The sequence below is a fragment of the Aquamicrobium sp. genome (assembly GCF_023954335.1).
Lineage (GTDB): Bacteria > Pseudomonadota > Alphaproteobacteria > Rhizobiales > Rhizobiaceae > Aerobium.
Map to the genome: position 1 here is coordinate 69,657 of NZ_JAMLIE010000007.1, position 21,493 is coordinate 91,149.

Below are 21,493 nucleotides of genomic sequence, written 5' to 3' on the forward strand. Positions count from 1 at the left end.
GCAGGAACATGCCGAAGACCGACATCGCCCGCAGGGTCTACAACCACACCTGGAAGCTCGATCCGATCGTGCGCAGCCTGCTCGACACGGATTTCTACAAGCTCCTGATGCTGCAGATGATCTGGGGTGTCTATCGCGACGTGGACGCCACCTTCTCGCTGATCAACCGCGCGACCTCGGTGCGGCTCGCCGACGAGATCGACGAGCAGGAGCTGCGCGCCCAGCTCGACCACGCGCGCACGCTGCGCTTCACCAAGAAGGAGATGATCTGGCTGGCGGGTAACACCTTCTACGGCCGCAAGCAGATCTTCGAGCCCGATTTCCTCGCCTGGCTGGAGAATTTCCGTCTGCCCGAATACGAGCTCGAGAAGCGCGACGGGCAGTACGAGCTGCATTTCCACGGCCGCTGGCACGACACCACGATGTGGGAGATCCCGGCGCTGGCGATCATCAACGAGCTGCGCAGCCGGGCGGCGCTGAAGTCGATGGGGCCGTTCGCGCTCGACGTCACCTATGCGAGGGCCAAGGCCAAGGTGTGGGAGAAGGTCGAGAAGCTGAAGAGATATCCTGACCTGCGCATTTCCGACTTCGGCACGCGCCGCCGCCATTCCTTCCTGTGGCAGCGCTGGTGCGTCGAGGCGCTGAAGGAAGGCATCGGCGCCTCCTTCACCGGCACGTCGAACGTGCTCTTGGCCATGGACACTGATCTCGAGGCGCTCGGCACCAACGCGCACGAGCTGCCGATGGTGCTGGCGGCGCTGACCACCTCGGACGCGGAGCTGCGCACTTCGCCCTATCGCGTGCTGCAGGACTGGCAGCGCTATTACGGCGGCAACCTCTTGATCGTGCTGCCCGACGCCTTCGGCACCGCCTCGTTCCTGCGCGACGCGCCCGACTGGGTGGCGGACTGGACGGGCTTCCGCCCGGACAGCGCCCCGCCCATCGAGGGCGGCGAGCGCATCGTCGAATGGTGGCGCGAGCACGGCCGCGACCCGCGCGAAAAGCTGCTGATCTTCTCCGACGGCCTCGACGTCGACACCATCGTCGACGCGTACAGCCATTTCCGCGGAAAGGTGCGCATGTCGTTCGGCTGGGGCACCAATCTGACCAACGATTTCAAGGATTGCGCCCCGGATCGCAACGACGCGTTGAAGGCGATCTCGCTCGTCTGCAAGGTGACGAGCGCCAACGGCCGCCCGGCGGTGAAGCTGTCCGACAACCCGGAGAAGGCGACCGGCGACCCGGCCGAGATCGCCCGCTATCTCAAGGTGTTCGGCGAAGAGGCGCGCGTGCGGCAGAAGGTCGAGGTCTGAGCCGCATCTCATGCGGTGCGGGACGATTCTGTCCGGCGGGAAAATGATCTATGGTGGCGCGGCCGGGCTCGCGCATCGTGCCGCCGGTTCGAACGATGGAGAGAGCGTCATGCGCGTCGTTGCAGCAGCAATTCTGTTTCTTGCCCTTCCCGCGACCGCGTCGGCGGCCTGTTTCGAGAATCTCGGCCAAACCGGCTGCACGCACCAGGAGACCTTCTCCCGCGAGGATCTGCGGACGCTCTCGTGCCAGAACCTCTGGTACGTGCGCAATTCGATCTACAACGACAACGGCTACTGCTTCAAAACGCAGGCGGCGAAGGCGGAGTTCGACAATTCCGACTGCTTCGTCAACGACACTGCAAAGCTGCGCTTCAATAAGCACGAGCAGGCCAACATCGACCGGATCGTGCGCGTCGAGAAGGAAAAGGGCTGCCGCGCGCCCTAGAGCGGCGGACGCCCGGATAAATCCGGGCTGCCGCTCTATCTGTTTGTTTTGCCGCATTTATGCGACGTCAAGTGATTCCACTTGACTGCAAAATGCTCTAGCGCCCTTGCTCAGCGGTTGCCGGTGCCGCGCAGGAAGCGGCCCGCCATGTCGCGCACCTTCGCCTCGACCGCCCGCCACTCGCCCGCCAGCTCCGGCGGCATGCGGTAGGAAAGGCTCAGATCCTTGCCGATATGGATGTCGCGCTCGCACGGGGCGAGCGATTCCTTCGCGGCGGCGCCGGCGAGGCAGCGCATGACGAACGGCTCCGCGCCGGGCTCTTCCGCCACCGCCAGCACCTCGTCGACATAGCCGGATGCCTCGGTGAAGCGGTGGATGCGCAGGCCCGCCGGGCCGGGCCGGGATTCATGCTCGATCAGGTTGCCGTAGATCGGCGCGTAGCGGCTGCTCATGTCGCGCGACATCATCCGCGGCTCCAACGAAATGAACAGGATGCTCCGCTTGCCGCCGACATGGTTGAAGGCGTCGCTGGCCTCGGCGCTGTAGCCGTCCATCTGCGGCCAGCGCACATAGAGATCGAGGCGGGCGGCCGCGCCGTCCTGCCGCGCCTTCTCGAAGCGGATCATGTTGTCGGGCACGTTGACCACGTCGTCGCCGATGACGATTTCGCGCACGGTCCTGGAATCGGTGTGTCCGCCCATGGCGATGGACTGGCCCGCCCACTTCCCCGCCAGGCCGATCGCGGCCGAGGCAAGCGCGAGCAGGCCGAAGACGTAGAACAGCCGGAGCGCGAACCCCGTCCTCACGGTCAGGGGAGCGCTGTCCTCGGCGTCGATGATGGCTGGCGATGGCACGTCCGCACCTCCGTATCGGCAACCGACAATGGGGTCGTATGGTAAATGCCGGGTAAATGCCGGCGCCGGCGCGCGCCTTGCCCTTGCCTTCCGGCGCAGGGCGCTTCTATGGATAGGCATGTCCCCCGAAAGTGGGAACCGGTTTCGGGACAAAGACATGCGCAAGAACAAAAGCCTGAAGCGCAAGGAGCGATCTGAAAGATCGCGACCCGCTTCAGGCAGCCGAACAGGAGGACAGGACATGCCGGTTTATTCGCTCGACGGGGTTGCGCCGCATCTCGACGATCCCGATAGCGTGTGGATCGCCCCCGATGCCCATGTCATCGGCAAGATCTCGCTCGGCCGCGACGTCGGCATCTGGTTCGGCGCGGTGCTGCGCGGGGACAATGAGAGAATCACCATCGGCGCCAGCTCCAACGTGCAGGAGCACACCATGATGCACACGGATATGGGCTTTCCCCTGACCGTGGGCGAGAATTGCACCATCGGCCACCGGGCGATCCTGCATGGCTGCACGGTCGGCGACAACACGCTGATCGGCATGGGCGCCATCGTCCTCAACGGCGCGAAGATCGGCAACAACTGCCTCGTCGGGGCCGGCGCGCTCGTAACCGAGGGCAAGGTGTTCCCCGACAACTCGCTGATCGTCGGCTCGCCGGCGCGCGCGGTGCGCGAGCTCGACGCCGCCTCGGCCGAGCGGCTGAAGATGTCGGCGCTCGGCTATGCCGGCAACGCCAGGCGCTTCAGGGCCGGTCTCGCCGCCGTCTGAGGCGAGCATCCGCAACCTGTGCGACACATAAGGCGTTGCTGGAGCGAAAACCGGCGCGAATCGTTTTGCGTTCGTCATCAACTCGGGCTAGTGGCCTGAACCAATAGCTTGAACCGAACCGGCAAGGGAGGCGATCTTGGACGAACCGCATGACCCGCCGCCCGGATCGGACACCCCTCCCCGCGACGACGGCAGCGCCGCAAGCGAGGCAGCGGCGAACACCATCTACGACGACAGCGGCGTGGTGCGCTCCGCTTTCCTCGCCCATATCGGCGCGGCGATCGCGGATCGCGACACGCTGACGCTGCGCCGCGACGTCGGCGCGCTGCACGAATCGGAAGTCGGCGACCTGCTCGAGGCGCTCCTGCCGGAGCAGCGCCACGCCCTCGTCGAGCTGATGGGCAAGGATTTCGACTTCTCGGCGCTGACCGAGGTCGACGAGGCGATCCGCCTCGACATCGTCGAGTCCATGCCCGACGACCAGATCGCCCAGGCGGTGCAGGAGCTCGATTCCGACGACGCGGTCTACATCCTCGAGGACCTCGACGACGAGGATCGCGAGGCGATCCTCGCCAGGCTGCCGTTCACCGAGCGCATTCGGCTGCGCCGCGCGCTCGACTATCCCGACGAGAGCGCCGGCCGGCGCATGCAGACCGAGTTCGTCGCGGTGCCGCCGTTCTGGACCGTGGGCCAGACCATCGACTACATGCGCGAGGACAGGAACCTCCCCGACACCTTCAGCCAGATCTTCGTCATCGACCCGACGTTCCGCCTGCTCGGGGCCGTCGACCTCAATCGCATCCTGCGCACCCAGCGCGGCGTGAAGATCGAGGACATCATGCACGAGACGCGACATGCGATCCCGGTGACGATGGACCAGGAGGACGCCGCGCACGAATTCGAGCAGTACGACCTTCTCTCGGCCGCCGTGGTTGACGAGAACGAGCGCCTCGTCGGCGTGCTGACCATCGACGACGTGGTCGACGTCATCCAGCAGGAAGCCGAGGAGGATTTGATGCGCCTCGGCGGCGTCGGCGACGAGGAGCTGTCGGACACCGTGCTCGCCGCCGCGCGCTCGCGCGTGCCGTGGCTGATGGTCAACCTTGTCATGGCCTTCCTCGCCGCCTCGGTGATCGGCCTGTTCGACGCCACGATCCAGGAGATCGTGGCGCTCGCCATCCTGATGCCCATCGTCGCCGGCATGGGCGGCAACGCCGGCTCGCAGACGATGACGGTGACGGTGCGCGCGCTCGCCACCAAGGACCTCGACATCTACAATGCCGGGCGCATCATCCGCCGCGAGATCGGCGTCGGCCTGCTGAACGGGGCGATCTTCGCCACGCTGATCGGCATCGTCGCCGGCCTGTGGTTCGACAATCCGCATCTGGGCGGCATCATCGCCACGGCGATGGTCATCAACATGCTGGTGGCCGCGCTCGCCGGCATCCTGATCCCGCTGCTGCTCGACCGCTTCGGCGCCGACCCGGCCGTGGCCTCGGCCGTGTTCGTCACCACGATCACCGACGTCGTCGGCTTCTTCGCCTTCCTCGGCCTCGCGACCTGGTGGTTCGGCCTGATGTGACGGGCCGCGGCTGCCGGATTTCGACCTTCGCGCCGCGCCTCACCGCCCTGCCGCGCGCCTTATCCCCCGCCCATTTCCCTTCCGGCAACGTGCGAATTGACTTTTACGTAAATGCCGTGCCAAATCGTGTAACAGATTCATGACGGGATGCCGCCATGCGGGAATATTACACCATCACCGAACTCACCCGCGAGTTCGACATCTCGACGCGCACGCTGCGCTTCTACGAGGACGAGGGGCTGATCGCCCCGGTCCGGCGCGGGCGCACGCGGCTGTTCCGCCCGTCCGACCGGCACCTCGTCAAGCAGATCATGCGCGGCAAGCGCCTCGGCTTCTCGATCAACGAGATCCGCGAGATCATCCAGATGTACCGCGAGCCGCCCGGCGAGGTCGGCCAGTTGAAGCTCATGATCAAGCGCATCGAGGAGAAGCGCGACGACCTGCGCCAGAAGCGCCGCGATCTTGAGGAGACGCTGGCGGAGCTCGACAATGCCGAGGAAGCCTGCGTCGAGCGGCTGGTGGAGCTGGGCGTCAACACCTGAGAGCGGCGACGCGCCTTCCGCTCCTCATATCCAGCGGCGCACCTTCTTGCGGTAATCGCGATACTTCTTGCCGAAGCGGGCTTCGAGATGCCGCTCCTCGCGCTCGATGGCGAGCTTTGTCGTCGCGTAGGCGGCGACCGGCGCCAGCAGCAGGAACCAGACGATCCCGGCGATCAGGCCGATGCCGATCATCAGCATGGTGTTGCCGACATAGATCGGGTTGCGGGTGAAGGAGAACGGACCGCTCACCACCAGATGATCGCTCCCCCTGTTGGGCATGATCGTGGTGCGGGCGCGGCGCATCGCGCGCATGGCGGCGACATCGATGGCGAGCGCGCCGGCGACTACCAGCCAGCCGACCGCGAACAGGAACTCGCCGAAGGGGCCCGGAATCCACGGCAGCGGAACGAGCCAGTTGAGGATGAGGGCGAGCGCCGCGGCCGCCACGTAGATCATCGGCGGCCAGGGAAGCGTGTTCGGCCTGTCGTCGATCGTGCTCATTGCCCCTCCTCCTGCGCGCCGGACGTTTCCGCCTCGAAAGTGCATGCCGAGACGATCTCATGCAAGCGCGCTGTCGCCTGCGGCCCTTGCGTGCCGGCATAGACCTCGTCGAACAGCCCTTCCGCCGAGAGGTCACCCAGCACGCAGAGGCAGTAATGGCCGCAGAAAGCGGCGTCGTGCGTCGCCTCGCATTGCACGGCGCAGGCGCGGGTGAACTGCGTCTCGCGCTGCGCTTCGCCGGCCGGCGCGACCTGCGCGAATAGCCAGAGCGCGCCGATCAGCACCGGCTGATGGATGAGGTAGACCGCGAGGCTGTGGCGGCCGGCGAAGCGCAGCGGCCGCGACCAGCCGGACAGGGAAACGTCGCCCAGCCGGGCGAACAGGCCGGCCTTATCGGCGATGCGCGCCGCGGCGATGCCGGTGAGCACCGCCGAAAACCACGGGAACAGCGGCACATAGTCGTTGGAGCGCGGATTGGCGCTCGAAAGCCCCACCCACCACAGGGCCGGATGGTCGAAGAAATCGCTGCGCAGGAAATGCGGCGCGGCGGCGACCAGCACGGCCACAATGAGCGTCGCCCATGCCGGCAGGCGCAGGAAAGCGAGGCCGAGGAGGCTGGCGAGCGCGATCTGGTGAAGGATGCCGAAGAAGATGAAGCCGCCCGGCACGGCGAGCCATGTCGCCAGCGAGATCGCGGCAGCGGCGGCGGCGACCATGGCGAGCCGCTTCAGGAACGGGCGCCAGCGCATCCCGCGCGCATGCGCCAGCCACAGGCTGACGCCGACGAGGAAGAGGAAGCTCGAGGCGATGCAGCGGGCGAACAGCTTCCAGCCGCCCTCGGCGGTCATGCCCGGCGGCGCGTAGCCGAAGAATTCGAGATCCCAGGCGAAGTGGTAGATCGCCATCGCGACGAGCGCGACGCCGCGCGAAAGGTCGATGACGTCAAGGCGCGGTCTGCCGCTCGTGGATCGCTGCACAGGCATTCACCGACTCGAAAGAACGCGCCACCGGCCGATCCATAGCACGAAAGCGCCGCCGCCCGCCAAATGCGGCGCGGGCGGCTGGCAGGCCCGTCTATTCGAGGTCGACGTCGAGGATCGCCATCGAGAAATTGTAGGACAGGTCGCCGTCGTCATCGTCCTTGAAGATGATGCCGAGGAACTCCTCGCCGAGATAGAGCTCGCACGAATCGTCCTTGCGCGGCCGCGCCTTGACCTGAAGCTGCGGGTTCTGGAACGTACGCTTGAAGTAGGCGTCGAGCTTCCTGATTTCGTCGGGTTTCAAACCTGTTCTCCGGGGCGGCTGGATGATCGGAGGGCGCATGTGGCATGCCTTGCGCGGCCATGTAAACCCCGCGCGCGGCCTTTCGCACCCCGCGTACGGGGCGATCCACGGGGCCATGCCCGGCGCCAGAGCAGCCGGCTCAGCCTTCGCCGCTCAGGAGCTGGTCCATGGCGCGCGAGGGCTCGTCGCAGCCCGTCTCGCCGACGATCCGCGCCGGCACGCCGGCGACGGTGCGGTTGTTCGGTACCGATTGCAGGAGCACCGAGCCCGCCGCGACGCGCGAGCAGAAACCGACCTCGATGTTGCCGAGGATCGTCGCGCCCGCCCCGATCAGCACGCCGTTGCCGATCTTGGGGTGGCGGTCGCCCGCCGCCTTGCCAGTGCCGCCGAGCGTGACGCCGTGGAGGATGGAGACGTTGTCGCCCACCCGCGCCGTCTCGCCGATGACGAGGCCGGTGGCATGGTCGATGAAGATGCCCTTGCCCATGTGGGCCGCCGGGTGGATGTCGGTCTGGAAGATGGCCGAGGAGCGGCTTTGCAGGTAGAGCGCGAAATCCTTGCGTCCGTTGTTCCACAGCCAATGGGCGAGCCGATGGGTCTGGATGGCGTGGAAGCCCTTGAAATAGAGGATCGGCATCAGGAAGCGGTCGCAGGCCGGGTCGCGGTCGTAATAGGCCTGGATGTCGATGCGCACCGTCGTGCCCCATTCGGGCTCGTCGCGCAGCATCGCCTGATAGGTCTGGCGGATCAGGTCGGCGCCGAGGTCGGGATGGTCGAGCCGCTCGGCGAGGCGGTGGATGACGGCGTCCTCCAGCCTGTCGTGGTTGAGCACCGTGGCATAGAGGAAGGCGGCGAGCAGCGGATCGTTCTCCACCGCTTCCGTCGCTTCGCGCCTCACCGCGCTCCAGATCGGGTCGACCGGCTTGACCGAATTGTGCCTGGCCGCGTTTGCGCCGCTCATCGGGTGCTTCCTTCTCGCTCAAACGCCTTGCTTCCGCGCAGGGCGAACCATAATCCAAAACCGCAGTCAACCAAACCGCATTTTGTTTAACGTGCTTTCAATAGGATCGATGCAGCGATGATCAGCGAAAACGGGCAAACGGGTTTCCTGAAAACGGATCGCGGCGACGGCGTCGTCACCCTCACCATCGACCGCCCTGCACGCAAGAACGCGATGACTCAAGGCATGTGGCGCGAGATGGCGGTGCTGTTCCACGGCCTTGCCGGGGACGCGTCGGTGCGCGCCGTCGTCCTGCGCGGCGCGGGCGGCGATTTCTGCGCCGGGGCCGACATCGGCGAGTTCGAGACCGTGCGCGGCAATGCGCAGAGCGCGCGCCGCTACGAGGCGGAGAATTCGGCCGCCTTCGCCGCGATCCGCGACTGCCCGGTGCCGACCATCGCCGCCATCGGCGGCATCTGCTTCGGCGGCGGCTTCGGCATTGCCACCGGCTGCGACATCCGGATCGCCTCGACTGAGGCCCTGTTCAGCGTGCCGGCGGCGAAGCTCGGCCTCGCCTATCCGGTCGACGCCATGGCCGACATCGTCCACGCGGTCGGGCCGCAGGTGGCGAAATACATGACCTATTCAGCCGCCCGCCTCGACGCGCGGGCCGCGCTCGATGCCGGATTCCTGCTCGAGATCGTCGAGACCGGCGGGCTTTTCGCGCGCGCCGACGAGCTCGCCGCGACCATCGCCGCCAACGCGCCGCTTTCGATCCGCGCGTCCAAGGCGTCGATCCGCGCCGTCCTGAGCGCCGACCCGGCCGATGCCGTCCACGCCTCGACCCTCGGCGACATCACGTTCGAGAGCGCCGACTACGCCGAGGGCCGCGCCGCCTTCCGCGAAAAGCGCCCTGCCCGCTTTCGCGGTTGCTGAGTGGTTTTCGGGTGTACATAAAGGGAACATCGCATAGCTTAAGGCCATGACGACGATTCCCAACCTCAAGGCCCGCCATCACCTCATCGCGCTCAGCGGCCTCGGCGGCGGCACAGGGGGCACCGGGGGCGCGATGCGCCGGCCGCAGCTGCTGCGCACGATCAACGACCTCGGCTTCGTCCAGGTCGACAGCGTCAACGTGCTGGAGCGCGCGCATCACCACATCCTGTTCTCGCGCGGTACGGGCTATCGCCGAACGGACCTTTCGGCACTCATCGAGAAGGACAGGAGCCTGTTCGAGAACTGGACGCATGACGCCTCGATCATCCCCGCGAGCTTCTTTCCCTATTGGAAGCATCGCTTCGCCCGGGAGAAGGCGCGGCTGCGCAGCCGCTGGAAAAGCCATTTCGGGGCCGAGGATTTCGACCTCGACATCGCCCGCGTCAATGACCGCATCGCCCGCGACGGCCCGGCGATGGCGCGCGACTTCGAGGGCGACAAGCCGGGCAGCGGCTGGTGGGACTGGCATCCGTCCAAGGCGGCGCTCGAATATATGTGGCGCACCGGCGAACTGGCGATCGCCCGGCGCGAGGGCTTCCAGAAGGTTTACGACCTTGCGGAGCGGGTCATCCCGCCGGAGCATTTTTCCGCCGAGGTCGATCACGACGCGTTCGTCGACTGGGCCTGCCGGCAGGCGCTGACCCGTCTCGGCTTCGCCACGCGCGGCGAGATCGCCGGCTTCTGGGCGCTGCTGACGCCGCAGGAGGTCGACGAATGGATCGCGCGGAACCGCGCCGAGCTGACGCCGGTCAGGGTCGAGACCGTCGACGGGGGCAAGCCGCGCGCCGCCTTCGCCCTGCCCGGCATGGCCGAGGCCGCGCTCGATGCCCCTGCCCCGCCCGACAAGGTGCGCATCGTCAGCCCGTTCGACCCGCTGATGCGCGACCGGGCGCGGATGGAGCGGCTGTTCGGCTTCTCCTACCGCATCGAGATCTTCGTGCCGGAGGCGAAGCGGCAATATGGCTACTACGTCTATCCCGTGCTGCGCGGCGAGCGCATGGCCGGGCGCATCGACGTCAAGGCCGAGCGCGAGCGCGACGCGCTCGTCGTGCGCGCGTTCTGGCCGGAAGCGGGCGTGAAGCCGTCGAAGGCGCTGCTCGCCAAGCTCGGGGCCGAGCTGGAGCGGCTGCGCCGCTTCGCCGGTCTCGGCCGGATCGACTTCGCCGACGACTGGCTGCGACTGTCATAAGTGACGTTCACGTCGCCGGGCCGAATCCGGCCAGCCAGTCGCGGAACGCGGCAAAGCCGGCGATCTCGGCGCTGCGGGCCGGATAGATCAGCGAATAGGGCTCGCCGACCACCAGCCGCCGTTCCGAGGCCCGCACCAGCCGCCCGGCGGCGATCTCGCCCTCGGCGAGCACCTCCGGCACCAGCGCGATGCCGAGCCCGGAGATGGCGGCGACGATGACCATGTCAAACTGCTCGAAGCGGTCGCCGCGCAGCACCGAGCGCGCGTCGATCCCGGCGTCGCGGAACCAGTCGAGCCACAGGTTCGGCCGCGTCGTCTGCTGCAGGAGCGGCAGGCGCGCCAGCTCCCCGTCGGCCAGCCCGCCGCGCGCGCCCGTGAGGCCCGGCGCGGCGACGACGACGAGCCGCTCGTCCATCAACGGCACCAGCTCGGCATTGGCCGGCAGCATGTCGGAACGCTGGATGGCGGCGTCGAACGGATCGGCCTCGAAATCGACGGGCTCCAGCCGCGAGACGATGTCGAAGGTGATTTCGGGCACGAGCGCGCGAAAATCCTTCAGCCGCGGCGTCAGCCAGATCTTGGCGAAGGTGGGCAGGACGGCAAGGCGCAGCACCTTGGAATGGCCGCCGAACGCCATCACCGTCATCGCCGCCTGGCCGAGATCGGCGAGGATGCCGTCGGCCTCGCGGCGGAAGGCGCGTCCGGCCTCCGACAGCACCAGCCGCTGCTTGACCCGGTGGAACAGCCTGACGCCCAGCCGGTCCTCCAGCGTGCCGAGCGAGCGGCTGACCGCACTCTGCGTCAGGTTCAATTCGCTCGCCGCGCGTGTCGCCGAGCCGGTGCGGGCGCAGGCGCAGAAGGCGTGGAGCTCGTTGATCGTCGGGATATAAGCGTAGCGCATGACCGCGACTGTATCATGAGTAATCCTCATTACCATGCGATTATTGCTTGCTGGCGGCGGGCTTCGCCACGTGTTAGGGCGATGGCGAAACCCGAGATGGAGGAAGACGATTATGGCCGGAGCCGATTCAGGCATGAAGCCGTTCGCGTGGGACGATCCGTTCCTGCTCGACGACCAGTTGACCGAGGACGAGCGGCTGATCCGCGACTCGGCCGCCGCCTTCGCCGCCGAGAAACTGGCCCCGCGCGTGCAGGACGCCTATCTCGACGAGAAGACCGACCCAGCCATCTTCCGCGAGATGGGCGAGGCCGGCCTCCTCGGCGTCACCATTCCCGAGGAATATGGCGGCGCGGCCGCGGGCTACGTCTCTTACGGGCTGGTCGCGCGCGAGGTCGAGCGCATCGACTCGGGCTACCGCTCGATGATGAGCGTCCAGTCCTCGCTCGTCATGCATCCGATCTTCGCCTATGGCAGCGAGGAGCAGCGCAAGAAGTACCTGCCGAAGCTCGCTTCCGGCGAGTTCATCGGCTGCTTCGGCCTGACCGAGCCGGATGCCGGCTCCGATCCCGGCGGCATGAAGACCCGTGCCGAGAAGACCGCGGGCGGCTACCGCCTCACCGGCTCCAAGATGTGGATCTCCAACGCGCCGATCGCCGACGTGTTCGTGGTGTGGGCGAAATCGGCCGCGCATGACAACCAGATCCGTGGCTTCGTGCTGGAAAAGGGCATGAAGGGCCTCTCCGCGCCGAAGATCGGCGGCAAGCTCTCGTTGCGCGCCTCGATCACCGGCGAGATCGTGATGGACAATGTCGAGGTCGGCGAGGATGCGCTGCTGCCCAACGTATCGGGCCTCAAGGGTCCGTTCGGCTGCTTGAACCGCGCCCGCTACGGCATTTCCTGGGGCGCGCTGGGCGCGGCCGAGGATTGCTGGTTCCGCGCCCGCCAGTACGGCCTCGACCGCAAGCAGTTCAACAAGCCGCTCGCCGGCACTCAGCTCTACCAGAAGAAGCTCGCCGACATGCAGACCGAGATCGCGCTCGGCCTTCAGGGGTCCCTGCGCGTCGGCAGGCTGATGGACGAGGGCAGGTTCGCGCCCGAGATGATCTCGCTCGTCAAGCGCAACAATTGCGGCAAGGCGCTCGACATCGCCCGGCAGGCCCGCGACATGCACGGCGGCAACGGCATCCAGGTCGAGTACCACGTGATGCGCCACGCGCAGAACCTCGAGACGGTCAACACCTATGAGGGCACGCATGACGTCCACGCGCTGATCCTCGGCCGGGCGCAGACGGGCATCCAGGCGTTCTTCTGATCGCTTGTCTCATGCGGCGATAGACATCGCCGCCATCTGCCTCTACCTCTCGGGACCGTTCGCTTCCCGAGAGGTTTTTTTCATGGTTCCGTCCAGGGACATTTCGCGGCTCCTCGAAATCATGGCCGCGCTGCGCCACCCCGACACCGGCTGTCCGTGGGACGTGGAGCAGGATTTCTCCACCATCGTCCCCTACACGATCGAGGAAGCCTACGAGGTGGCCGACGCCGTCGAGCGCGTCGACATGGACGATCTGCGCGACGAGCTCGGCGACCTGCTGCTTCAGGTCGTGTTCCACGCCCGGATGGCTGAGGAACAAGGCGAGTTCGCCTTCCCCGACGTGGTCGAGGCGATCACGAAAAAGATGATCTGCCGCCACCCCCACGTCTTCGGCGATGAAGCGGCGCGCTCGGCCGGCATGGCCAAGGGCATGTGGGAAAGGATCAAGGCCGAGGAAAAGGCCGAGAAGCGCGCGGCGCGGCTGGCGCGCGGCCTTTCGCCGGAAGACCACGGCAAGGGTTTTCTCGATGGCATCCCGCACGCGCATCCGGCGCTGACGCGGGCGCTGAAGCTCCAGCAGAAGGCGGCCCGCGTCGGCTTCGACTGGAAGGAGGCGCGGCCGATCCTCGACAAGATCGAGGAGGAGATCGGCGAGCTGCGGGAAGCGATGGGCGAGACGGACAACGAAACCGGCAGGGACAAGATCGCCGATGAGTTCGGCGACGTCCTGTTCGCGCTGGTCAATTTCGGCCGCCATCTCGGCATCGATGCCGAGGACGCGCTACGCCGCACCAACGCCAAGTTCGCCCGCCGCTTCCACCATGTCGAAACCGCGCTGACGGCCGAGGGCCGGACGCTGGATGACGCCAGCCTCGACGAGATGGAGGCGAAGTGGCAGGAGGCGAAGAAGGGAGAATAGCACGGCGAAGGCAGCGCCGCCCCTCACCGGCTCGCTACGCTCGCCACCTCTCCCCAGAGGGGAGAGGAAAGCCCAAGCTGGACAAGCAAATCGCGGCAGCTTTTCCTCTCCCCTCTGGGGAGAGGTGGCCCGAAGGGCCGTGAGGGGGCGGCGTTTCCGCCTACCGCGCGCTCTTGCCGAAGCGCGCCGTGATGTCGTCGCGCACGGCTTCCGTCGCGCGGATGGTCAGGTCGACGCCGCCGTCGTCGCGGTCCTTGCGCGACAGCACGTCGCCGTTGCGGTAGAGCCAGTCGACCTCGCCGGCCCGTTCCGGCGAGAGGCGCACCTTCACCGTCGCCAGCGTGCCGGCGATGCGTTCCTCGACGAGTGCGGCGAGCTTGTCCACCCCTTCGCCCGTCGCCGCCGAGATCGCCACGGGCGGGCGCCCGCCCCCGGTTTCGAGCAGACGCTCGCGGTCGGACGGATCGAGAAGGTCGACCTTGTTCCAGACCTCGATCACCCGCTTCTCGTCCTGCGCGTCGACGCCGAGATCGCGCAGGATGCGCGTCACGTCTTCGGCCTGCGCCGCCGTGTCGGGATCGGAGATGTCGCGCAGGTGGATGACGAGGTCGGCCTCGACCACCTCCTCCAGCGTCGCGCGGAAGGCGGCGACGAGATGGGTCGGCAGGTCGGAGATGAAGCCCACCGTGTCAGACAGGATGACGAGCGTGCCGTGCGGCAGGCGCACGCGCCGCAACGTCGGGTCGAGCGTCGCGAACAGCATGTCCTCGGCCAGCACGCCCGCGCCGGTCATGCGGTTGAACAGGGTCGACTTGCCGGCATTGGTGTAGCCGACGATGGCGATGATCGGATACGGCACCTTGCGCCGCTTGGCCCGGTGCAGGTCGCGGGTGCGGCGCACGGTTTCCAGCTCGCGCTTCAGCTTGACGATCTTGTCCTGGAGGATGCGCCGGTCGGCCTCGATCTGGGTTTCGCCGGGGCCGCCGAGGAAGCCGGCGCCGCCGCGCTGGCGCTCGAGGTGGGTCCAGCTCCTGACGAGGCGGCCGCGCTGGTATTCGAGATGGGCGAGCTCGACCTGGAGCGCGCCCTCGCGGGTGCGGGCGCGCCGGCCGAAGATCTCGAGGATGATGCCGGTGCGGTCGAGCACCTTGGCATTGAGCGTCTTCTCGAGGTTGCGCTGCTGCACCGGCGTCAGCGGGTGGTCGACGAAGACGAGCTCGATCTCGCGTTCCTTGACGATGGCCGCGAGGTCGTCGAGCTTGCCGGTGCCCAGAAGCGTCGCCGGCCGTGGGTCCGCCACGGTGACGATTTCGGCGAGGACGGCATCGAGCTCGATGGCGCCGGCGAGGCCGACCGCCTCGTCGAGCCGCGCCTGCGGCGAGCGCGTCATGCGCGGGCGTGCATCCTCGGCGCTGGTGCGCGGCTGGCGGGTGAGGACGGGAACGATGATCGCGGCGCGCGCGGTCGCGGCGCTGCCGCCGGCGGGATCGCCGCCTGCCTTTTCAGGCTGGCGTGGCGCGCCTCCTGCCCGTGCGGATCGCTTCAATCAGGCGTCCTTGTCTTCAACGTCGAAAAGCTGGACCGGCTGGCTCGGCATGATCGTCGAGATCGCGTGCTTGTAGACAAGCTGCGAATGACCGTCGCGGCGCAGCAGGACGCAGAAATTGTCGAACGACGTGACCACGCCCGTGAGCTTGACGCCGTTGACGAGGAAGATCGTAAGAGGGTTCTTGCTCTTGCGAACAGAATTCAGGAACACGTCCTGGAGATTTTGCGTCCGTTCCGCCATTTTTCTTGTCTTTCGCCGATCCCAACGGTGTGCGGTTAATAGCGCCTATTCGGCCCTGCCCTGTCAAGCGCGCAGACCAACGTTCCATCCGAACGTAAACAAACGAGTCGTCATGCGCACACGCTTCGCGGTTATCAGGCTGGCATCTTTTCCGCAACGTCAAAAAATGTCGCGCGCAGCGCAAGAGCGGTCTTGCCGGGCCTGCCGTCGCCCACCGGCGCGCCGTCGATGGCGATGACGGGCGTCACCACCGTCGTCGCGCCGGAGATGAAGGCTTCGGCCGCTTCCCTGGCCTCGTCGACCGAGAAGGCGCGCTCCTCGACCGTAAGCCCGAGCCTCGCCGCCGCCTCGAGAAGCGTCGTGCGGGTGACGCCGCGCAGGATGGAGAAGTCGGCGTGGCGCGTCACCAGCCTGCCGTCGCCGGTGACGATCCAGGCGTTGGTGGCCGCGCCTTCCGTGACCATGCCTTGCGCGTCGACGAACCACGCCTCGCCGGCGCCCGCCTCCTTCGCCTGCTGGCGGGCGAGCACGTTGGGCAGGAGGCCGACGGTCTTGATGTCGACGCGCTGCCAGCGATTGTCGGGCACGGTGACGACCTTGACTCCGGCCGCCGCGCGCGCCTCGGCCTTGGCCGGGTCGATGCGCTTGGCCGTCACCACCAGCGACGGGCGCGTGCCCTCGGGCGGGAAGACATGATCGCGCGGCGCGGCCCCGCGCGTGACCTGGATGTAGACCATCCCGTCGCGCACCCGGTTGCGGCGCGCGGTCTCGGCGATCACCGCCTCCAGCGCGCGCCGGGCGATCGGCCAGCTCATGCGCAATTCGCCCAGCGAGCGGTCCAGCCTGTCGAGATGGCGGGTGATGTCGATGATCGTGCCGCCGGCGATCTGGCAGACCTCGTAGACGCCGTCGGCGAACTGGTAGCCGCGGTCCTCGACATGGATGCCGGCCCTCGCGTGCGGCAGATAGCGCCCGTTGACATAGGCAATGCGCGGCATGGGTCCCCTCTCCGGCTCCTGCTCGTCCCGTCGCGGCATGCCAGCCGCGAGGCGCGCCTGTCAAAAGAATTCGAGGCTGACGCGGAACATCTGCTCGACCTGGCGCACCACGTTGGCGCGGGCGAAGATCACCACCCGGTCCTTCGGCTTGATGACGAGCGAGCCGTCGGGGTTGAGCACCGCGCCGCCGCGCAGGATCGCCCCGAAGCGCATGCCTTCCGGCAGGTCGAGGTCGCGCAGCGGCTGGCCGACGAGGGGCGAGGTCTCCAGCGCCTCGGCCTCGATCACCTCGGCCGCGCCCTGCTGCACGGAATGGACGGCGCGGATGCGCCCGCGCCGGACGTGCTGGAGGATGCGCGAGATCGTCACCGCGCGCGGGTTGACGAAGGCGTCGATGCCGAGCGAGTCGGCGAACTCGTGATAGGCGGGGTTGTTGAGCAGCGCCATGTTGGCCTTGCAGCCCAGGCGCTTGGCCAGCACGCCGGACAGGATGTTGACCTGGTCGTCGTTGGTCAGCGCGATCATCAGGTCGGCGTCGGCTATTCCCGCCTCCATCATGATCTTCTGGTCGAGGGCGCTGCCGCGCAGCACGACCGTCCTGTCCAGCTCCTCGGCGGCGTTGGCGGCGCGCTCGCGGTCTGCCTCGACGATCTTGACCCGCGTGCGGCCCTTGCGATCCTCGATGGTGCGGGCGACGTAGAGGCCGATATTGCCGCCGCCGGCGATGACGATGCGCGTCGCCTCCTGCTCGTCATGGCCGAACAGGCCGAGCGTGCGCCGCACATGGTCCTTGGCGGCGACGACATAGGCGAGGTCGCCGGCCTGGAGCTGGTCGGCCGAATGCGGCACGGTGAGCTTGCCGGCGCGCGAGACGCCGACGACGGTGGCGTTCAAGTCCGGGAACAGCTCGGTCAGCTGCATCAGCGGCGTGTCGACGATCGGGCATTCTTCCAGGCACTCGATGGCGACCATGGCGATCTTGCCGTTGCCGAAGGCGACCACGTCGGTGGCGCCCGGCATGGCGATGCGCTTCAGCACCATCTCGCCGACCTCCAGCTCCGGCGAGATGATGACGTCTATCGCCATGTGGTCGCGCGAGAACAGGTCCATGTAGTGCGGCTGCAGATAGGCCTGGGAGCGGATGCGGGCGATCTTGGTCGGCACGTTGAACAGCGAGTTCGCCACCTCGCAGGCGACCATGTTGACCTCGTCGAACAGGGTGACGGCGATCAGCATGTCGGCCGATTCCGCGCCCGCGGCGGCCAGCACGTCCGGGTGCGAGCCGTGGCCGACGAAGCCGCGCACGTCGAGCGTGTCGCGCACGTTGCGGATCAGATCGGGCGAGACGTCGATGACGGAGACGTCGTTCTTCTCCGAGGCGAGCTTCTCGGCGATGCCGTATCCGACCTGCCCCGCCCCGCAGATGATGACGCGCATTGTCGCCCCTCTTCTAGACGCCCAGAGATTTCAGCTTGCGGTGGAGCGCCGAGCGTTCCATGCCGATGAATTCGGCCGTGCGCGAGATGTTGCCGCCGAAGCGGTTGATCTGGGCGAGCAGGTATTCCTTCTCGAACAGCTCGCGCGCCTCGCGCAGCGGCAGGGCCATGATGTGCTGGTCCGACTGGTTCGGCGCGCGCGGCATCACGTCGCCGATCTCCTGCGGCAGGAGGTCGGCGGTGATCGGCGTGTCGACATCGTCGGCGCGGGCGAGGATCATCAGGCGCTCGATGTTGTTCTTCAGCTGGCGGACGTTTCCCGGCCAGTTGTGGGCCTGGAGCACGGCGAGCGCGTCGTCGCCGATGCGGCGCATCCTGATGCCGGCCTGGTTGGCGACCTGCCGCATGAAGTGGTCGACGAGATAGGGAATGTCCTCGCGCCGCTCGGACAGGCCCGGCACCACGACCGGGACGACGGCGAGCCGGTGATAGAGGTCTTCGCGGAACCGACCCTGCCGGATCAGGGTCTCGATGTTCTGCGCGGTCGAGGAGATGATGCGCACGTCGACCTTGACGCGGCGCGCGCCGCCGACGCGCTCGAACTGCTGGTCGACGAGAACGCGCAGGATCTTCGCCTGCGTTTCGCGCGGCATGTCGGCGACCTCGTCGAGATAGAGGATGCCGCGATGGGCTTCCTCCAGCGCCCCCACCTTGCGCTCGCCGTCGTTGCCCTCGGTGCCGAACAGCTCGATTTCCATGCGCTCGGGCGTGATCGAGGCGGCGCTGACGGTGACGAACGGGCCGGTGCGGCGCGTCGACAGCGCGTGGATGGCGCGGGCGGCGAGCTCCTTGCCCGAACCCGACGGGCCGATCATCATGATGCGGCTGTTGGTCGGCGCGACGCGTTCGATGGTCTGGCGCAACTGGTTCATCGCGCTCGAATTGCCAATCAGGTCGAAGGTCTCGCCGCTGCGCTTCTTCAGGTCGGACAATTCGCGGCGCAGCTTCGAGGTCTCCAGCGCCCGCTCGGCAATCAGGATCAGCCGGTCGGCCTTGAAGGGCTTTTCGATGAAGTCGTAGGCGCCGCGCCGGATCGCGGAAACCGCGGTCTCGATGGTGCCGTGGCCGGAGATCATGACCACGGGCAGGCCCGGATAGAGCTTCTTGATCTCGTCGAGCAATTCGAGGCCGTCGAGGCGCGACCCCTGGAGCCAGATGTCGAGGAAGACGAGGCGCGGCACGCGCTCGGAAATCGATGCGAGGGCGCTGTCCGCGTCGTGGGCCGTGCGGGTCTCGTGGCCCTCGTCGCCGAGGATGCCGGCCACCAGCTCGCGGATGTCCTCTTCGTCGTCAACGATCAGAATGTCAGACGCCATTTTCTGCCTTTTCACTCTTCCTGCCGTTCGCTCCCGCGGCCGATGCGGCCGGCAGAACGATGCGGATCATGGCCCCTCGCCCACCATGGAACGCCTCCGGCGCGTCGTGCAGCTCCAGCCGGCCTCCATGGTCCTCGACGATCTTCTTGACGATGGCGAGCCCGAGCCCGGTGCCCTTCTCGCGCGTCGTCATGTACGGCTCGAGCAGCCGCTGGCGGTTCTCGCGCGGCAGGCCCTTGCCGTTGTCGATCACCTCGACGACGATGTCGCCGCCGCGGCGCGCCGCGCGGATCAGGATCTCTCCCTTGGCGCCGCTTTCGCGCTCGGCGGCCTCTATGGCCTCGGAGGCGTTCTTGATCAGGTTGCCGAACGCCTGCGAGAGCAGCCGCGCGTCGAAGGTCCCGGTCAGCGCCTCGGCTCCGAGATCGCGCGTGAAGGCGATGTCCGGGCGGCTGACCTCGACGAGGAAGGAGGCCTCGCGCAGCGGCTCGCGCAGGTCGATCGTCTGCATGTCGGGCTTGGGCATGCGCGCGAAGGCGGAGAACTCGTCGACCATGCGGCCGATGTCGCCGACCTGCCGGATGATGGTCTGCGTGCATTGCTCGAAGACCTCGCGGTCCTCGGTGATGACGCCGCCGAAACGGCGGCGGATGCGCTCGGCCGAAAGCTGGATCGGCGTCAGCGGGTTCTTGATCTCGTGGGCGATGCGGCGGGCGACATCCGCCCACGCGGACGAGCGCTGCGCCGAGACGAGGTCGGTGATGTCGTCCACGGTGACGACATAGGATTCGCCGCCGTCGCCGATGCCCGCCTCCTCCAGCGTCACCTGCACGTCGAAGGTGCGCTCGGACCCGCCACGGAAGAACGTGACCTGCTCGCGATAGACCTCGCGGCCGGTCTCGCGGGCGATCTCGAAGACGCGGCCGATATGCGGCAGCAGCTCGGGCAGCCGCCGGCCGAGGGCGGCGTCGCCGCGGATCGCCAGCATGCGCTCGGCCGAGCGGTTGACGATGGAGATCGCCCCGTCGCGCTCGACGCCGATGACGCCGGCGGTGACGCCGGACAGCACCGCCTCGGAGAAGCGCCGGCGCTCGTCGATCAGGTCCTTGGCGCCGATCAGCTCGTTGCGCTGCGACTTCAGCTCGAGGATCATGTTGTTGAAGGTGTCGGCGAGCGAGCCGACGTCGCCGTCGGAGGCGCGCACCGGCACCGCGACGTTGAGATTGCCGGTCGCGACCTCGTCGGCTGCGCCGATCAGCTGGCGGATCGGCCGCACCAGCCGGTCGGCGAGCGCGATTCCGGTCCAGATCGCCGACAGGACGACGATCAGCGTCACGCCGAGATAGGCGAGCGCGAAGGCGACCTGCGTGGTCAGCCGGTTGCTTTCCAGCGCGCGGTACTCGTCGGTGTTGGCGCGCACGATCTGGCGCGCCTTGATGACCTCGGGGTCGACGGCACGGATCGTGTAGAGATAGGCGTCGTCGATCTCGCGCAGCTTGACGATGGCGCCGATGATGTTGCGGATGCGCGGCTCGATCAGCACCGGCAGCCCGTCGCCGGCGGTGCGCACGGCCTCGATGGGCGGGGCCGGCATCGGGAAGTCGGCCTGCGAATCGGCCTGCATGATCGATGAGCCGTCGCCGCGGATCAGCGCCGCGTGGTCGAGCCCGCGCCCGACGAGGTGCTGGCTCATGCGGGCGCGGAACCCGGTGCGGTCGAGGCCGTAGAGCGTTCGGTTGGCGTCGAGGTCGTAGGCCATCGACAGCGTCGTGTCCTGAAGGTTGCGGGCGTTCTCGTTGACGTAGGCCTCGGCGATGGACAGCGACGAGTTGATGATGACCTTGGTCCTGATCTCGAACCAGCGGTCGAGGCCGATGTCGAGCGTGACCGAGGCGATGATCGCGACCATCAGCGCCGGAATCGCCGCCACCAGCGAGAACAGCGCGACGATGCGGATATGCAGCCGCGCGGCCGCCTTGCCGGTGCGCCGCGCCATGACGATGCGGTGAATCTCGCGCGTGATGAGCGCGATCAGCAGCAGGATGAAGGCGAGGTTCAGGCCGATCAGCGTCAGCGTGGTCGTGTAGTCCGGGTCGATGGGCGTGACGCCCATCAGCACGGCGAAGGAGAGGCCAGCGGTGATCAGCGCGCCGACGATCGCGGCGATGCCGGGCAGCGCCAGGAGCCTGCGCCCCTCGCCCGTCGCCTGCGCGCCGTTTTCCAGCGTCCGGTCCGCCATTGCAGGCATCTGCAACGTCATGAAATCACTGCCCGTCCATCGTGCGTGACATCTATGCAACGCATTGTGGCGAATTTGCAACAAGCAGCCGGCCGGGACAACCGCCGG

General features: G+C 67.5%; 21 protein-coding genes. 9 read left to right on the top strand and 12 right to left on the bottom strand.

Going from position 1 to position 21,493, the window contains the following annotated elements; all coding sequences use genetic code 11:
* Positions 1-8: 8 nt before the first annotated feature.
* On the top strand, positions 9-1,313 hold the full coding sequence (pncB, locus tag M9945_RS22295) for a nicotinate phosphoribosyltransferase (protein WP_367946291.1): 1,305 nt from the start codon (positions 9-11) through the stop codon (positions 1,311-1,313).
* A gap of 43 nt (positions 1,314-1,356) precedes the next feature.
* Positions 1,357-1,758 carry a YARHG domain-containing protein gene (locus M9945_RS22300; protein ID WP_367946292.1) on the top strand — a complete coding sequence of 134 codons (402 nt, stop codon included), beginning with the start codon at positions 1,357-1,359 and terminating at the stop codon, positions 1,756-1,758.
* A 110-nt stretch (positions 1,759-1,868) separates the two neighbouring features.
* Here the strand turns inward: M9945_RS22300 and M9945_RS22305 are convergent, their stop codons facing one another.
* The gene (locus M9945_RS22305) at positions 1,869-2,612 is read right to left on the bottom strand and encodes a hypothetical protein (RefSeq protein ID WP_367946293.1); all 744 of its coding nucleotides are present in this window, start codon (positions 2,610-2,612) and stop codon (positions 1,869-1,871) included.
* A 241-nt stretch (positions 2,613-2,853) separates the two neighbouring features.
* Between M9945_RS22305 and M9945_RS22310 the strand changes: the two genes are divergently transcribed.
* From M9945_RS22310 to M9945_RS22320, 3 genes are all read left to right on the top strand, one after another.
* Positions 2,854-3,381 (top strand): gamma carbonic anhydrase family protein, encoded by a 528-nt coding sequence (locus tag M9945_RS22310; RefSeq protein ID WP_367930875.1) that lies wholly within the window; start codon positions 2,854-2,856, stop codon positions 3,379-3,381.
* Positions 3,382-3,604: 223 nt separating this feature from the next.
* The gene (gene mgtE, locus M9945_RS22315) at positions 3,605-4,963 is read left to right on the top strand and encodes a magnesium transporter (protein ID WP_367946325.1); all 1,359 of its coding nucleotides are present in this window, start codon (positions 3,605-3,607) and stop codon (positions 4,961-4,963) included.
* A gap of 155 nt (positions 4,964-5,118) precedes the next feature.
* Positions 5,119-5,505: a MerR family DNA-binding transcriptional regulator gene (locus M9945_RS22320; RefSeq protein ID WP_367930874.1), complete on the top strand. Its 387-nt coding sequence runs from the start codon at positions 5,119-5,121 to the stop codon at positions 5,503-5,505.
* Between the two features lie 24 nt (positions 5,506-5,529).
* Here the strand turns inward: M9945_RS22320 and M9945_RS22325 are convergent, their stop codons facing one another.
* From M9945_RS22325 to cysE, 4 genes are all read right to left on the bottom strand, one after another.
* The gene (locus M9945_RS22325; RefSeq protein ID WP_367946294.1) at positions 5,530-6,006 is read right to left on the bottom strand and encodes an isoprenylcysteine carboxylmethyltransferase family protein; all 477 of its coding nucleotides are present in this window, start codon (positions 6,004-6,006) and stop codon (positions 5,530-5,532) included.
* Positions 6,003-6,989, bottom strand: a complete 987-nt coding sequence (locus M9945_RS22330) for a heparan-alpha-glucosaminide N-acetyltransferase (protein ID WP_367930872.1) — start codon at positions 6,987-6,989, stop codon at positions 6,003-6,005. Before M9945_RS22330 ends, M9945_RS22325 begins: the two co-directional genes overlap by 4 nt.
* A gap of 91 nt (positions 6,990-7,080) precedes the next feature.
* Entirely contained in the window at positions 7,081-7,290 is a 210-nt protein-coding gene (locus tag M9945_RS22335) for a DUF3126 family protein (RefSeq protein ID WP_367930871.1), read from the bottom strand.
* A gap of 139 nt (positions 7,291-7,429) precedes the next feature.
* The gene (cysE, locus tag M9945_RS22340) at positions 7,430-8,251 is read right to left on the bottom strand and encodes a serine O-acetyltransferase (protein WP_367946295.1); all 822 of its coding nucleotides are present in this window, start codon (positions 8,249-8,251) and stop codon (positions 7,430-7,432) included.
* Positions 8,252-8,368: 117 nt separating this feature from the next.
* On the opposite strand from cysE, the gene M9945_RS22345 reads away from it, so the two are divergent.
* Together M9945_RS22345 and M9945_RS22350 are read left to right on the top strand one after the other, a co-directional pair.
* On the top strand, positions 8,369-9,166 hold the full coding sequence (locus M9945_RS22345) for an enoyl-CoA hydratase-related protein (protein WP_367946296.1): 798 nt from the start codon (positions 8,369-8,371) through the stop codon (positions 9,164-9,166).
* 46 nt (positions 9,167-9,212) lie between these two features.
* Positions 9,213-10,415, top strand: a complete 1,203-nt coding sequence (locus tag M9945_RS22350; protein ID WP_367946297.1) for a winged helix-turn-helix domain-containing protein — start codon at positions 9,213-9,215, stop codon at positions 10,413-10,415.
* A 7-nt stretch (positions 10,416-10,422) separates the two neighbouring features.
* Here the strand turns inward: M9945_RS22350 and M9945_RS22355 are convergent, their stop codons facing one another.
* A complete protein-coding gene (locus tag M9945_RS22355) occupies positions 10,423-11,316 on the bottom strand; it encodes a LysR family transcriptional regulator (protein ID WP_367946298.1) in 894 nt (297 codons plus the stop codon).
* Positions 11,317-11,449: 133 nt separating this feature from the next.
* Between M9945_RS22355 and M9945_RS22360 the strand changes: the two genes are divergently transcribed.
* Together M9945_RS22360 and mazG are read left to right on the top strand one after the other, a co-directional pair.
* On the top strand, positions 11,450-12,628 hold the full coding sequence (locus M9945_RS22360; RefSeq protein WP_367946299.1) for an acyl-CoA dehydrogenase: 1,179 nt from the start codon (positions 11,450-11,452) through the stop codon (positions 12,626-12,628).
* Between the two features lie 82 nt (positions 12,629-12,710).
* On the top strand, positions 12,711-13,547 hold the full coding sequence (mazG, locus tag M9945_RS22365) for a nucleoside triphosphate pyrophosphohydrolase (protein ID WP_367946300.1): 837 nt from the start codon (positions 12,711-12,713) through the stop codon (positions 13,545-13,547).
* A 160-nt stretch (positions 13,548-13,707) separates the two neighbouring features.
* On the opposite strand, the gene hflX is transcribed toward mazG, so the two are convergent.
* The 6 genes from hflX to M9945_RS22395 form a co-directional block, all read right to left on the bottom strand.
* Positions 13,708-14,997, bottom strand: a complete 1,290-nt coding sequence (hflX, locus tag M9945_RS22370) for a GTPase HflX (protein ID WP_367946326.1) — start codon at positions 14,995-14,997, stop codon at positions 13,708-13,710.
* 96 nt (positions 14,998-15,093) lie between these two features.
* A complete protein-coding gene (gene hfq / locus M9945_RS22375) occupies positions 15,094-15,336 on the bottom strand; it encodes an RNA chaperone Hfq (protein WP_367930865.1) in 243 nt (80 codons plus the stop codon).
* 134 nt (positions 15,337-15,470) lie between these two features.
* A complete protein-coding gene (locus M9945_RS22380; protein ID WP_367946301.1) occupies positions 15,471-16,334 on the bottom strand; it encodes a D-amino-acid transaminase in 864 nt (287 codons plus the stop codon).
* A gap of 60 nt (positions 16,335-16,394) precedes the next feature.
* Positions 16,395-17,771, bottom strand: a complete 1,377-nt coding sequence (gene trkA / locus M9945_RS22385; protein WP_367946302.1) for a Trk system potassium transporter TrkA — start codon at positions 17,769-17,771, stop codon at positions 16,395-16,397.
* A gap of 13 nt (positions 17,772-17,784) precedes the next feature.
* Positions 17,785-19,146: a sigma-54-dependent transcriptional regulator gene (locus M9945_RS22390; protein ID WP_367930862.1), complete on the bottom strand. Its 1,362-nt coding sequence runs from the start codon at positions 19,144-19,146 to the stop codon at positions 17,785-17,787.
* Entirely contained in the window at positions 19,136-21,385 is a 2,250-nt protein-coding gene (locus tag M9945_RS22395) for an ATP-binding protein (protein ID WP_367946327.1), read from the bottom strand. The genes M9945_RS22390 and M9945_RS22395 overlap by 11 nt, the downstream gene beginning before the upstream one ends.
* Positions 21,386-21,493: the final 108 nt, after the last annotated feature.